The following is a 14,550-nucleotide window of genomic DNA, read 5'->3' as shown; positions in this document are numbered from 1 at the left end:
CTAAATTTATATTTTTTTAAAGTTAAGCTAAAGTATATGTTCTAAAGTCCAGCATTTTTACGAGTCCTGAATCTAAGAGCAGAATGATATTTTCTAAAAGATCTTCTCGCGCGACAAAAGAAAGATGAAAAGCAATTTCATCCAATGAGCAAGGTTTATTTCTAAGCACATTCAGGATTTGATCCGGTGTTTGGTTGGAAAATAGCGAAGATTTGGATCGTTCACAGTAGGAACATTGTCCACAATTTTTGGCATTTTTCTCTCCAAAATAAGAGAGTATCATTTTCATTTTACAAAAATCATCATTTCTGAAAAAGAATTTTATCTCTTCCCATTTTTGCAATTTATTGATCTGTATCTGCTTGAATAGTTGATAGTATTTTCCTTGATAGGCTCTGTCATTTCTATGCTCTAGAAAACGAATGCTCGACATATCTCCATCGATATAGTTTAAGAGTTTTTGCTTCTGAAGTTCCTTTAGCCGATCTTTTATCAGGAAAGGTTCTATACGCATTTTATCACTTAGTGTGTTTTCGTAAAAATGAACCTTACTGCTGGTTATTCCTGGTAAACAACGGAACAACAATTCCACAAAATAGGCGTCCTTTTTGGGTAAAGAGTCCAAGTCGTCCACTGAAATTTTCAATTCTACGGTAGAGGCGTCTTTGAAATCGTTAAGATATATCAGCTCTTGATTGTGCAAGAACTGAAGAACATTTTTAATTTTAGCCAAAGAACTACCGGTCAACCGTTGTAGATTTTGATAATTCAACTGAAAATACCCTTCAGGAAGTTCATTTTCAGCAATTTGAAACATCGAAAAAAGGTAATACAGGATTTTTGTAAATTCAATTTTATTAGGAATTGAATTTTTTAGTATGTCATCAAACTTGTTAAATTCTTGATCGTTCCACAAGCAAAAGGCAAAAGAATCCTGTCCATCTCTACCCGCTCTACCAATTTCCTGATAATAATTTTCAATGGAAGGAGGTACAGAAAGGTGTATGACAAAGCGTACATTGTCTTTGTCTATCCCCATACCAAAGGCGTTGGTTGCAATGAGTACATGGTTGTTGCTTTGTAACCAATGGGCTTGTTTTTGTTGCTTTTCTTTGTACGATAAACCCGCATGGAAAAAGTCACAACTATTTATTCCTTTGGATTTTAAAAACTGATGCAACTCTTCGGTTTCTTTACGAGTTCTGGCATAAATAATCCCAGAATTTTGATTGTACTGAAGCCAGTCGAAAATTTTTTGGAATTTATCCGCTATTTTTTCGGTGATAATTTTAATATTGGTCCTACTAAAACTTTTTTTAAAAACAGCCGGTGTCTGCAAGCCTAATTTTGTTTGTATTTCTACTAAAACGGTGGGAGTTGCTGTTGCTGTCAGTGCTATTATAGGTACTTTTTTCACCTCATTTCTGAATTCTTTTATATTTTGAAAGCTGGGTCTAAAATCTTGTCCCCATTCTGAAATGCAATGTGCTTCGTCCACGGCAATAAAAGAGACATCAACCTCTTCTATATGTTGCAAAAATGATTTATTCCTCAGTCTTTCAGGTGAAATGTAGAGTATTTTTATAAGTCCATTTTTACATCGATCATAGATTCCTTCGGCTTCAAACTCGTCCAAATCGGAAGAGAGATAATCGGCTTCTATGCCCATCCCCAACAATTGATCAACTTGATCTTTCATAAGTGCCAAAAGTGGAGATACCACAATACATACGCCTTGTAAAAGCAATGCTGGTAACTGAAAGCAAAGAGATTTTCCGCCTCCGGTTGGCAACAACGCTACGGTATCTTCTCCTTGCAATACCGCATTTATGATTTCCTCTTGTAAATCTCTAAAAGCCGTATGCCCCCAAAAATGTTTTAAAGTCTGAAGTTTTAAATGTTTGATTTCTGATGCATTGAACATAGAGTAAAAGTACAAAATCTGAATACAATTCACAAAAAAAGTCATGCAAGTTGCATGACTTTTCATTAAATATTATTTTTAAGAAATTATCTTTCTTGGAAATAAACTCTTCTGTTCGCTTCGTTTTTCCATTCAGGACATTTCGTAGCAGGATCACATTCAGGATACTTCAAATCATGTTTACCACGACCTTCAGAAACCATCATTCCTTTGCTTACTCCTTTATCTTCAAGATATTTCACTACAGCAGCAGCTCTTCTTTCAGAAAGTTTTTGGTTAAGAGCATCATTACCTCTGGTATCGGTTGCACCAATAACTAAGAATTTAGCATCGCCACCTACTGATTTAATAACATCAGCTGCATGATTTAATTTAGCGAAAGATGAAGGACGGATTACCGCTTTGTTCAATTCGAACTCAATTCCTTCTAAGGTTTTGTTAACCTCTTCCACTTTACCAGAAATATTTGGTTTTTGAGCTTCAACAGGACAACCTTGATTTTCAACTGGTCCAGGAACAGTCACACACTTGTCGTAAAGATCAATAACACCGTCCAAGTCAGCATCCAAAGCTACACCTGCACCATCAACTCTTGCACCTGCTGGGGTATCCAATTGTCTGTCCCAATCATCGCAAACACCGTCGTTGTCTTTATCACCATTTTTGCAAACTTCAACATCTTGGTTTTTATCGGCTAAGACATCAATTTTGTAATAAAGTTCTTGTAATGGATCATGCCAGAAAAGGTGAGATTCGTGTTTTCCAAGTTTTAGTGTTGCTCCTAAAGTGAAGTTCAAGAAATTATCAGAAGTTTGTTCTTCTCTCAAATTCACTGGTGTATTGAAATTACCGTTTCCTAAGTAAGCACCACCTCCATCGAACTCGTCATCACCAGTCATTACATACATGGCTCTAGCTTCTAAGTCGAATCTATTGTTTAGCTTATATTTAAGTCCAGAACCTGCTTGAAAGAACATAGATCCTAAAGTAAAAGGTTTCACTTCGGACATTAAATTTTGAGTACCTCCTGTATAATCGGATTTTTGATATGCTCTATACGCCAAAGTACCTACCCCTGCATAACCGTGGAAGGCCCATCTGTATGGAGACTTATTATCTACCCTTCTCAATAAATTTGAAAAGTTAACATCACCTAGGATAGAAATAGCATCGTACTGAGTTCTACCTGCAACTGGTTTGTTAGAATATGGATTAGACATTGCTGGAATAGCATTTTTGGTATCAAACCAACCTTGTCTGGTTTCCCCTCTATCGTATTGAAGTGCCAATCCAAAAGCATGTGTTATTGCTTTATCCACACTTACATAAGCAGAATAACCAAATAAATTGGCATCGCCTCCGTTTCCATTTTTGATGGAAGTAAGGTCTGCAGATTGTACCAATGGAACCCCTACCCCAAAAGAGATTGCCCAATCGTTAAATCTTTTTGACTCTTGTGTAAACTTAGACACATTAGCTGAACCGGACGAGAAAGTATTTGGGTACACTTGTGCGTTACTTCCGGTTGTATCTTGTGCGAATGCAAATGTTGAAAATGAAAATGCAAACGCGATAATCGCTTTATTTAATTTCATAATTTTGTTTTTTAATAATTAATAGTGATGATGAATTATTTGGATTCGAAATAAACTCTTCTGTTTGCTCTATTTTTCCATTCTGGACATTTAGTAGCTGGTTCGCATTCTGGATATTTCAGATCTTTTTCTCCTCTACCTTCAGCTTGCAATTTATTTGCTTGAACTCCATTTTTGATTAAATAATCTTTTACATTATTCGCTCTTCTTTCGGATAATTTTTGGTTATAAGCATCCGTAGCTCTTGTATCCGTAGCTCCGATTACTTTATACGATCCGTTAGACGAATTAATATAATTAACGGCATTATTCAAAATAGGAGTATTTGAAGGCAAGATTTTATCTGAATTCAAATCAAACTCTATTCCTTCCAAAGTACGAGTATCATCGGATACGACATTCTTTTTAGGAGTTTCTTTGATTGGACATCCAAAATTTTCTTTAGGTCCAGGAACCGTTACGCATTTATCATTAAGATCAATTGTTCCGTCCAAGTCAAGATCTAAAGCGACACCAGCACCATCTACTCGAGCTCCAGCCGGTGTATTTAGTTCTCTATCCCAATCATCACAAACACCATCATTATCTTGATCGCCATTTTGACATACAATAAAGTTTGGTGTTGCATTTTCTAATGCATATACTCTTGCATAAGCATCTTGCAATGGATCATGCCAAGTTAAATGACTGATGTGTTTACCAAGGTTAAATGTTAAACCTAAATTAACAGTTACCATATCATCGGATCTCTTATAACTTATACGGTTATAATCGATTGCAGCAGGTTGCTCATGAGTCCATCCGCCGCCATCAAATTCGTCGTCACCGGTCAAGACATACATAACACGACCTTCGATATCAACCACTCTGGAAATTTTATATTTTAATCCAGCACCAAAGGTTGAATAGAAAGTTGAGAAGTTAAAATCTTGATCAATTTCAATAGGAATTCGAGGAGGTGTTGTATTCCAACGAGAAGCATTATTGTCTAGCAATTGAGTGGTATAACTTTGCAAACCGATTCCGGCATAACCATGCAAAGCCCAACGATAAGGAGAATGATTATCCACCCTTCTCATTAGATTAGAAAGATTGACATCTCCCATTAAAGCTACTTGATGAAATTTAGTCCAAGCTGTTGCTACACCTGCTAATGAACCATAATAAGGATCTTGTAATTTTCCTTTTTGATTTGTTTCACCCAATTGGTATTGCAACATCAAACCAAAGGTATGTGAGATTTGCTTATTCAAACTTGCATAAGCATTCCATCCCCAATTAACCTTACCTCCATAGAAAGATGTAAGATCTGCCTTGGTCATAAATGCAGGTCCACCACCTATGGATATGGACCAGTCGTTCAGTTTTCTTGCTTTGTTATCAAATTTTTCGACATAAGAAGCCCCTGAAGAAAAAGTGTTGGGATAACCTTCCATCACTTTAACTCGAGCAGAGTCTTTTTGTGCGTAAATTGAAATCGGCAATACTGTCGTAAGTAACAATAAATTTAATTTCATACTTTATGTTTTATTTCGTTTAATTCCTCTAATAGTTTTATAGAAAACTCTCTTTTCAAATGCTCTTGATGAGGGATTACCAGCTTTTCAGATTGCATTTGCAAGTGATTGTAGCTTACAATATCAATATCAATAACCCTATCACAATACCCACCTAAAGCTTTTGAGTCTTCCAGCCTCCCTAATTTTTTTTCAATGCTTTTTATTGCATTCAAAACAAATATTGGAGAAAGAACAGTCTTTAACTCAATAGCAAAATTAATAAAATTATTATTACTAACAAAATCTATTGGAAATGTTTCTAAAAAATCGGTTTTATATAAAATAATTCCTATTTCTTCTTCAATCATTCTTAATGCATCTAGAATATTTTTTTTCTTATCTCCAAGATTAGATCCCAGTAACAAAACGACTACTTGTTGCGACATATTGGTAAAATATATAATTATGCGAAGTTTTTTTAAAAATGTACTAGCAAATATAGTAGCTATATTTATTATATGTGCTTCTATTTTCTTCTTTTTCATTTTTATCATGATGATGAGTAGCATGGGCGAAGAAAAGCCTAGCGTAAAAGAAAACTCAATCTTGACCCTTGACCTAAAGACTCAAGTTATTGATAGCGAAACCGAAGATCAAGAAAGCTTTTTCACTCTAAAAAATAAAGTGAAAAATGCAATGGCCTACAACATCATCGAAGCCATTAAAAAAGCAAAAACCGACGACAAAATCAAAGGGATCAGTATAGAAACCGACAACATCAACGCTGGGATTACCCAATTGGATGACATCCGACTGGCTTTAGAAGATTTTAAAAAATCGGGGAAATTTGTTTATGCTTATGGCAATTCCGTTTCGCAACCTGCTTATTATCTAGGTTCTGTTGCTGATCAATATTTCCTAAACCCTGCAGGCGGCATTGAACTGAAAGGTCTTTCTACAGAAGTTGTTTTTCTAAAAGATTTTATGGAGAAATACGGTATCGGCATGCAAGTTATCCGACATGGAAAGTTCAAAGCTGCTGTTGAACCTTACTTGAGAAATGAAATTTCACCTGAAAATAAAGAACAACTTTCAACACTCCTCAATGACATCTGGAGCAACACCTCGTCAAAAATTGCTGCTTCAAGAAAAATAAGTGCTGAAAGTTTTAAAACCACAGTGGACAGCCTGTACGGCATCATCCCTGACCTAAGTTTGCAACACAAATTAGTGGATCGATTAATTCAAAAAACTGAGTACGATGCGTTTTTAAAGAAAAAACTAAATCTAAAGAATGATGACGAGATCAATAAAATCTCGTTCAACAAATACATCAATTCTTTTGAAACCTCTACCAAAAAAGAAGAAATTGCTGTTCTTTATGCTTCTGGAAAAATTATGAACGGAGAGGGATACGACAATATATATTCCGAAGATTATGTAAAATACATCAAGGAATTGCAAAACGACAAAAAAGTAAAAGCAGTTGTTTTGAGAATCAATTCACCTGGAGGAAGCGCCAACGCTTCTGATGAAATTTTATTTGAACTGCAACAACTAAAAAAAACCAAACCTCTTATTGTTTCTTTTGGTGATTACGCAGCATCTGGAGGGTATTACATTGCAATGGCTGCTGATAAAATCTATTCCGAACCCAATACATTAACTGGGTCTATCGGTGTTTTTGGCACCATTCCTAACGCAAAAGAATTGGCCAATAAAAATGGAATTAGAGCCGATGTCGTTGCTACAAATGCCAACTCCAATATGTTTTCTATGTTAAATGGAATGAGTCCTCATAGTGTAAACATCATTACCAGAAGCGTTGAACAAACCTACAAACGATTCGTTCATTTCGTTACTCAAAACAGAAAGAAAACCTTTGAACAAATAGACCAAGTTGGAGGAGGAAGAATCTGGAGCGGAACAAGAGCTAAAGAAATTGGATTAGTTGACGAACTGGGAAGTTTGCACGACGCCATTTTGTTTGCAGCTAAGAAAGCAGGAGCAAAAAATTATGAAGTAGCATCCTACCCTGCAAAAAAAGACAAGTTGGACGAAATCATTTCTATGTTTAGCAGTGATGAGATTGAAGCCCGCTGGATAAAGTCTAAGCTTGGAGTAGATAAATATAAACTGTACCAACAAGTTTTAAAAGAGAATAACAAATCGGAAATCATGATGGAATCTCCGTATTCCGTAACTTTAAAATAAAAATAAAGCTCTCGAAATCGAGAGCTTTGTTTTTTTATTATTTCTTTACTATTTTCCCATAAATCCAAAGTACAACTAAAGCACCAAGAACCGAAAAAACCAGAGGCCAGAAATGGAACATATCTGCATCGGTTGCACCGCCACCTCCAAAAAATGTATCGGCAGCAAAACCACCAACAAAAGCACCAACAATTCCTAGAGCACTGGTCATTAGCCAGCCCATTTCCTGTTTACCAGGCATAATCATTTTCGCAATAGCACCTACGACTATCCCAAAAACAATCCATAAAATAATTGTCCACATAATTTGTATTTTTTTGATTAAACAATCAAATATATACAAATTTCACAAAAACACGGTAAATTTTATTGATACTTATTTTTTTCTAAAGAAAGAATCCACAAATTCTTCACCGTTAAAAAGTTGAAGATCTTGCATCTTTTCGCCTACACCGATATATTTCACCGGGATTTGGAACTGGTCGGAAATACCAATCACCACACCTCCTTTTGCCGTCCCGTCCAATTTGGTAACCGCCAAGGCATTTACTTCAGTAACTGCGGTAAATTGTTTTGCTTGTTCAAAAGCATTTTGACCCGTAGAACCGTCCAATACCAATAAAATTTCATGTGGAGCATCGGGAATTACTTTTTGCATTACCCTTTTTATTTTAGAAAGCTCATTCATCAAATTCACTTTATTGTGCAAACGACCCGCAGTGTCTATTATGACCACATCTGCTTGCTGAGCTACCGCACTTTGTACCGTATCAAAAGCCACAGAAGCCGGATCGCTTCCCATATCTTGTTTCACAATAGAAACTCCAACCCTTTCGCTCCAGATCACAAGTTGGTCAACCGCTGCTGCCCTAAAAGTATCCGCAGCACCCAGCACAACTTTTTTACCTTCGGACTTAAATTGATGAGCCAATTTACCAATCGTGGTGGTCTTACCAACACCGTTTACCCCTACAACCATGATGACATACGGTTTTTTGGAAGCATCTATATTCCCAGATGATGCATGTGGATTTTCTAACAAAAGCGCAGCGATTTCCTCCCTTAGGATTCTATCCAGCTCGGAGGTACTCACAAATTTGTCTCTGGCGACTCTTTGTTCAATTCTTTCAATAATTTTAATGGTTGTAGAAGCTCCCACATCGGAAGCGATAAGAATTTCTTCCAAATCATCCAAAACCTCATCATCGACCTTGCTTTTACCGACAACTGCTTTGGTCATTTTTTCAAAAAAACCTTGACTGGATTTCTCGAGACCTTGATCTAGGGATTGTTTTTCTTCTTTATTGAATATTTTTTTGAACCATGACATAGTGCGCTTCTATTTTGAAATTACAAATTATACAAAGATAACAAAAAAACTATCCAAATAATTGGATAGTTTTAATATCATTCACTCATGAAGAGCTTATTTTTTCAAATAAGCATCAACTTCATCAGCGCTCATTACTTTCTCTTCGAAAACATAAGCTCCAGTTTTAGGAGACTTTACCATTTTCACTACTTTGGTCATCTTTTTAGACTGCCCAGATTGTAGCGTTGCTACTACTTTTTTTGCCATTGTAAAATATCTTTATATATTATTACTTAATTTCTTTATGAACTGTATACTTTTTAAGAACCGGGTTGTATTTTTTCAACTCCATTCTTTCCGTTGTATTTTTTTTGTTTTTAACGGTAATATATCTGCTCATTCCAGGCATTCCGCTTTCTTTGTGCTCTGTACACTCAAGGATAACTTGCACTCTATTTCCTTTACTTTTCTTTGCCATTTTGAATAAATTTATTTAATGAAACCGTTTCTTACAGCTCTTTCCAAAGCTTCTTCAATACCAACTTTGTTGATGATTCTCAACCCGTGTGCAGATACCTTTAGGGTAATGCTTGTCCCTTGCTCTGGAAGAAAGAATTTTTTCTCCAATAAGTTAATTTCAAAACGACGCTTCGTCTTGTTGTTTGCGTGCGACACATGGTTTCCTACCATGGCACGCTTTCCTGTAATTTGACAAATTCTTGACATATCTCGATGTTCTTATATTTCTACTTAAATATTTGAGTGTGCAAAATTATGTTTTTTTTTTCAGTTTGACAACTTTTTTCAAAAATCATCTTAAAATAGTTCAAACGAATTGCTTTCACTCTGCATCAGTTAGCGTTTGATTACTATTTTTTTTCTTTCTTTTTTGGTTTTCTCTTGTATCCATTGTACCAAACCGTAAAAAATGAGAAAACCAAAAGTGTAAATACAAATTCTGGACAGAAGATCACCGCTTCTCACATAGATGGTCTGCCCTTCGTACAATTTTATTTTTGCCGGAAGCACAGTTTTATCGTCGTAAAAAGTATCCGCAACCATCTCTCCTCTTGCATCGATATGAGCCGAAATTCCACTATTGGCAGCTCTTGCAACCTCCCTACGAGTCTCTATAGCTCGAAGTCGAGCATACGACAACAATTGCTTGTGTCCCTGACTAACACCCCACCAAGAATCGTTGGTCATAATTCCTAAGAAATTTGCTCCATTACGGACATAATCGGTTACAAATTCACCATAAATACTTTCATAACAAATAATTGGTGCCATCTTTCCTTTGTTGTAGGGGTTAGAAAAAACTTTCCTCTCCTTGTCCCAACCCAGGGACACCACGGCACCTCCCAGATTGATCATTGCATCACCAAGAAGGGGTTTGAGAACGGACATGTATGGGAAAATTTCCACACCCGGCACCAATTTCCCTTTGTGATAGACCTCAACTTTCTGATTCGGAACAAGCTGAACAGCTGAATTGTAACTCACAACACTCACTCCATCCTGCAACGGATAGGCTTCTTTTGGAGCAGGCTGTCCAGGTCTAAAAAAACGATGCGAAGAAATTCCGGTTTCGAAGACCGACTGAGGATGTTTTACTAAAAATTCTTTGACCTTATTCAACAATATGCTTTGCTCAAAACCCGTTTCGGAGATAGAACCGCTTCCCGGTATTGCCGTTTCGGGTGCAATAAAAAAATCTATTTTCCCTTTTGCGTTATCGTTTGCCAATTGTAAAAGTTCATCCAAAATTAGAAGACTGTCTTTGGCATATTTTTCATTGTACGGATCCAAATCGGGCTGCAACATTAGGACAGAAATCTCTGCGAGAGGTTTTTCATCAAACGACTGGTATTTGGAATACGAAAGCGCCATGGGAAAGAGAATCATCACCAAAAGAACGACTATATTCTTTATCAACACTGCTCTTTTCCTACCTGCCTGCCAAGTTCTAAAAGAAAAATAGACAAATACATTGACCACCAATACCCACAAACTCCCTCCTGTTGCGCCAAGCGTATCGTACCATTGTATTAGTTTGGGGTATTCTGAAAAGGCATTACCTAAATTGAGCCAAGGCCAGGAAAGCTCCCATGTTAGGTGAAACTTTTCGAAACTCATCCAAATGGAAATTAAAAATGCAAAGCCCCAATAGGTTCCTAAAAAATTTTTGAATTTGTGATATGCAATAAAAATTAAAGCATACAAAAGAGAATTGACAATTACCGGAAAAGCCACCGCCATAATGGAATGACTACCGTCTGGGTTTTTGGATCCGTACAACCAACCTGTAGTTATGACATTCCAAATAAAAAATGTTAAATACGAATAGCCAAAAATCGCCCATGACTTTTTCTTAATTTTTGAAAACTTCGCTACCTCATGCTCTAATAGCATCAAAGGAACCAATGCGAAAAATATAAAAAAGGGAATCCCGTAAACAGGCCATGATATGGAAAACAACAGTGCGGATAGTAGAGCGTAAAACAAATATTTCATAATTGAAAATGAAACTTTAAAAATTTAAAACAACAAATTTACTGCATTTATAAGTATGAAAATACGATTACACGAAAGAATGTGATATAAAAAATGCCATGAAAAAATCCATGGCATACTATAAGTAAAAATAAGTGAACAATTATTTGAAATCGGCATCTGTAGCCTTATTCAATTCATACGATTTTACTTTGAATTCGAAATCTTGTCCACCCATTGATTGAGTCATCGTAAATGGCAATTTAACTCCGGAAACCTCTTTATAATCTGAGAAATTGGTCGTTGCTCCGTCTCCAGTCTCTCCGGTTTTCAATCCGGTTTTTACAGAATAATACGAAACAGAACCCCCTTCCTTAACGGCATAGCAATCTTCGTTATTGAACTTTTCGATTCCACCCAATTTAACATCAGCTGCTTTAGCCAAAGTCAATTCCGGGAAAATCTCTGAACTCTTCAACAACTCTTCTTTCTTTTGTGCTGGGATTGGCATTTTCTGACCTTGAGCTTCCATTCTACCGTCCTTACCATCAAAAACCATTTTTTGCATGGTTTGTCCCATCATGCTTAACGATTGGTTGATTTTTCCGCCTTTTGCTTTAATTTCTTTCAGTTCCAAAGCCATACCTTGTACGGTTGCAGAAGCATTGGTTGTAAGGGAATTAATCTTAGCAAGTGCCTCTTTCCCACCGATTGCAGTGATATATTTGTCCATAACCGAAGCAACAGAAACGCTCGCATCTACTTTTTGAGCTTGTGGTTTTGCAACAGGATTGGCTTGGCTATCGAAGAATTTCACAGGATATCCAAGTTTTTCCAAACCTTCGGTAATTTGAGAAGCTTTACCAGCGATAAAAATTCTACTTTGGTTAGGTAAAATATTTGCTTTTACGGCTTTGGTTACATCGGCTGCTGTAACAGCATCAATAGACTTTAGGTAATCGGCATAGAAAGAATCCGGAAGGTTTTGAACTTTTTGGTTCAAAGCAAATCGTGCGATGGTCCCCGGGCTTTCCATAGAACGGATAAAATCTCCTTTCAATTTTGCTTTTGCATTTGCCAATTCTTCAGGCTTCACGGTAGAGATTCCGTTTAATTCTTTCATGAATTCAACCACTGCTTTATCAGTTACTTCATTTCTCACGCTAGACTCAGCCGAGAATTCGGAAGAATATTTCCCTGGACTCATGGAAGAATATGCACCATAGGTAAAGGCATTTTTCTCTCTCAGATTCATGAACAATCTAGCTTCGCCACCACCACCAAGGATGTAATTGGCAATCATGGATGGGAAATACAAAGGAGTTCCCACTTTCAAATTGTTCAGGTTGTTGATGGAAATTACAGACTGTACTGCCGTAGGAACATCTACCACATCAATTTCTGTAGTTGCTACATTGGATGCCGGCTCCAACTTAGGGAATACCGTATTGGATTTTTTCCAACCTCCGAATGCTTTTTCAATCATGGGTTTCACCTGATCCATAGTCACATCGCCCACGATTACCAAATAAGCATTGTCCGGAGCATAGTATTTATTGTAGAAATCCTGAACATCCTTCAAGCCAATTTTGTTGATGCTCGCTTCTGTAACGAACTCACCTCTAGAAGTATTTTTACCGTAGGTTAATGCATTTGAAACTCTACTTGCGATAGACGAAGCGTTTTTCTCTTCAGATTTCAGACCTTCTATCATTCTTTCTTTAGAAGTTTTAATTTCTTCTGCAGAAAATTTCGGATTCACCACAGCATCGGACATTAAGCTCAAAACTTGTGGGAAATATTTGGACAGAGTATTGGCGCTAGCACCGGAAGAAGAGAACCCTAAGCTTGCTCCTAAGAAATCCACTTTTTTGTTGAATTCGTCTTTGGACATGTTCATGGTTCCGTTTTCAAACTGATCGGACATTACATCGGCAACACCAGCAACGGCACCTTCGTAGATTGGAGGTCTGTCCATGGAAAGACTCATGTTTACTCTTGGTAATTTATGATTTTCCACAATCATTACGGTTAGTCCGTTGTTCAGTTGGAAGGATTTAGGCTTTGCAATGTTGATTACTGGAGTTGGACCAGCAACGGGCATTTTGTTGATGTCAATTTTTTGTGCAGTAAGCATTCCTGAAAGTAAAAATGCTGCCGCGATATATGATAATTGCTTTTTCATTGTTTAATTATTTTTTTTCAGGAACATAATTGATGATTACTCTCTGGTTCGGATTCAGGTATTTTTTAGCTACCTCACGAATATCTTCTCTGGTAATTCCTCTATAGATATCAATTCCTTTATTGATCAAGTTGGTATCTCCCATCAACACATGATTGGTTGCCAAGTTATCGGCAATACCTTGGATGGATGAATTGGCATTTACAAACTGATTTTCGAACTGGTTTTGAAGTTTTTGATAGTCTTCTTCAGAAATTAGATCGGTTTGAACTTTTTTCACCTCAACATCGATGTCTTTTTGCAAATCTGCTTTTGGCGTAGTACCCATTGGAATTGCGAAGAATGCAAATACTCCTTCTTTTTCAAAACCAATACTTGGAGCTGCTACTTGCAACGCTTTCTTGTCCTGATCTACTAATTTTTTGAACAAAACAGAAGATTTACCACCGCTTAAATACGCAGAAAGCATGTCTAAAGCTTTAGAATCTCTGGTGGTGTTGCCCGGTATTCTGTACGCAAAAATATAAGCCGGCAATTGGATGTTAGGATCCGTAACCGTCACTTCTTTTTCTTTGGTAATTGGCGCATCTTGGATGTAAGTAAATGTAGATTTTACTCCTTTTGGAATAGAACCGTAATACTCCTGAATCCATTTTTTTGTTTGCTCAGGCTTGATATCTCCGGCAACAACCAAAGTTGCGTTGTTCGGGATGTAGTATTTTTTGTAGAACGCTTGGAATTCTTCTAACTTAGCCGCATTCAGATCCTCCATAGACCCGATAGTTGGCCAGCTATACTGACTGTTGGTGAACAAGTTTGCCAAAATAGAGTTCAGAAGATTACCGTAAGGTTGGTTGTCCATTCTCAATCTTTTCTCTTCTTTCACCACTTCTCTTTGGGTATCTACACCCACTTGGTTTACAATTCCGTGTCTCATTCTTTCGGCTTCCATCCACAGACCCAATTGTTGGTTATTGGACGGGAAAGTTTCAAAGTAATAAGTTCTATCGTTAGTCGTATTGGCATTGTTGGACCCTCCGTTGGACGAAACAATCTTAAACCATTCTCCCCTTTTGATGTTAGGAGTACCTTCGAAAAGCAAATGCTCGAAGAAGTGTGCAAAACCGGTTCTTCCTTTTGCTTCATCTTTTGCACCTACATGGTACATTACGCCGGTAGTTACCACCGGAGCTGAATTATCTTGATGAAGAATTACATGAAGCCCATTTGGCAAGTCGTACTCTTCGAATTTGATTTGCTGCGCATTGAGCATCATTCCGAAAAATGCCACTGCTGCTGCAGATAGAAATCTTTTTTTCATATAGACT

13 protein-coding genes are annotated in these 14,550 nt (G+C 37.0%); 1 reads left to right on the top strand and 12 read right to left on the bottom strand.

The genetic code is table 11. The annotated features are described in order from the left end of the window. Positions 1 to 22 precede the first annotated feature (22 nt). The 4 genes from EIY84_RS06040 to folK form a co-directional block, all read right to left on the bottom strand. Positions 23 to 1,924, bottom strand: a complete 1,902-nt coding sequence (locus tag EIY84_RS06040; protein ID WP_124641311.1) for a RecQ family ATP-dependent DNA helicase — start codon at positions 1,922 to 1,924, stop codon at positions 23 to 25. A gap of 86 nt (positions 1,925 to 2,010) precedes the next feature. Beyond that, complete coding sequence (locus tag EIY84_RS06035; RefSeq protein WP_124641231.1) at positions 2,011 to 3,519, bottom strand: OmpA family protein; 1,509 nt, start codon at positions 3,517 to 3,519, stop codon at positions 2,011 to 2,013. Positions 3,520 to 3,554: 35 nt separating this feature from the next. Then, entirely contained in the window at positions 3,555 to 5,036 is a 1,482-nt protein-coding gene (locus EIY84_RS06030) for an OmpA family protein (RefSeq protein WP_124641229.1), read from the bottom strand. Next, positions 5,033 to 5,563 (bottom strand): 2-amino-4-hydroxy-6-hydroxymethyldihydropteridine diphosphokinase, encoded by a 531-nt coding sequence (gene folK / locus EIY84_RS06025; RefSeq protein WP_316248105.1) that lies wholly within the window; start codon positions 5,561 to 5,563, stop codon positions 5,033 to 5,035. Before folK ends, EIY84_RS06030 begins: the two co-directional genes overlap by 4 nt. On the opposite strand from folK, the gene sppA reads away from it, so the two are divergent. Continuing rightward, positions 5,484 to 7,232, top strand: a complete 1,749-nt coding sequence (sppA, locus tag EIY84_RS06020; RefSeq protein WP_124641217.1) for a signal peptide peptidase SppA — start codon at positions 5,484 to 5,486, stop codon at positions 7,230 to 7,232. The genes folK and sppA overlap by 80 nt on opposite strands. A 37-nt stretch (positions 7,233 to 7,269) precedes the next feature. Here the strand turns inward: sppA and EIY84_RS06015 are convergent, their stop codons facing one another. The 8 genes from EIY84_RS06015 to EIY84_RS05980 form a co-directional block, all read right to left on the bottom strand. After that, positions 7,270 to 7,536, bottom strand: coding sequence for a GlsB/YeaQ/YmgE family stress response membrane protein (locus tag EIY84_RS06015; RefSeq protein ID WP_124641215.1), 267 nt, complete (start codon positions 7,534 to 7,536; stop codon positions 7,270 to 7,272). Between the two features lie 72 nt (positions 7,537 to 7,608). After that, positions 7,609 to 8,562, bottom strand: coding sequence for a signal recognition particle-docking protein FtsY (gene ftsY, locus EIY84_RS06010; protein WP_124641213.1), 954 nt, complete (start codon positions 8,560 to 8,562; stop codon positions 7,609 to 7,611). 96 nt (positions 8,563 to 8,658) lie between these two features. Next, on the bottom strand, positions 8,659 to 8,811 hold the full coding sequence (locus EIY84_RS06005) for a DUF4295 domain-containing protein (RefSeq protein ID WP_124641211.1): 153 nt from the start codon (positions 8,809 to 8,811) through the stop codon (positions 8,659 to 8,661). A gap of 22 nt (positions 8,812 to 8,833) precedes the next feature. Next, on the bottom strand, positions 8,834 to 9,022 hold the full coding sequence (rpmG, locus tag EIY84_RS06000; RefSeq protein ID WP_124641209.1) for a 50S ribosomal protein L33: 189 nt from the start codon (positions 9,020 to 9,022) through the stop codon (positions 8,834 to 8,836). A gap of 11 nt (positions 9,023 to 9,033) precedes the next feature. After that, the gene (gene rpmB / locus EIY84_RS05995; protein ID WP_124641207.1) at positions 9,034 to 9,270 is read right to left on the bottom strand and encodes a 50S ribosomal protein L28; all 237 of its coding nucleotides are present in this window, start codon (positions 9,268 to 9,270) and stop codon (positions 9,034 to 9,036) included. A gap of 129 nt (positions 9,271 to 9,399) precedes the next feature. Next, positions 9,400 to 11,058, bottom strand: a complete 1,659-nt coding sequence (gene lnt, locus EIY84_RS05990; RefSeq protein WP_124641205.1) for an apolipoprotein N-acyltransferase — start codon at positions 11,056 to 11,058, stop codon at positions 9,400 to 9,402. Positions 11,059 to 11,200: 142 nt separating this feature from the next. Continuing rightward, a complete protein-coding gene (locus EIY84_RS05985; protein ID WP_124641203.1) occupies positions 11,201 to 13,222 on the bottom strand; it encodes a M16 family metallopeptidase in 2,022 nt (673 codons plus the stop codon). 7 nt (positions 13,223 to 13,229) lie between these two features. After that, complete coding sequence (locus EIY84_RS05980) at positions 13,230 to 14,543, bottom strand: M16 family metallopeptidase (RefSeq protein WP_124641201.1); 1,314 nt, start codon at positions 14,541 to 14,543, stop codon at positions 13,230 to 13,232. Positions 14,544 to 14,550 lie beyond the last annotated feature (7 nt).

Origin of the sequence: Amniculibacterium aquaticum, assembly GCF_003852705.1 — a bacterium.
GTDB classification, from domain to species: domain Bacteria; phylum Bacteroidota; class Bacteroidia; order Flavobacteriales; family Weeksellaceae; genus Amniculibacterium; species Amniculibacterium aquaticum.
The sequence above is the reverse complement of the archived record's forward strand: the minus strand, read 5'-3'. Positions and strand labels throughout refer to the sequence as shown.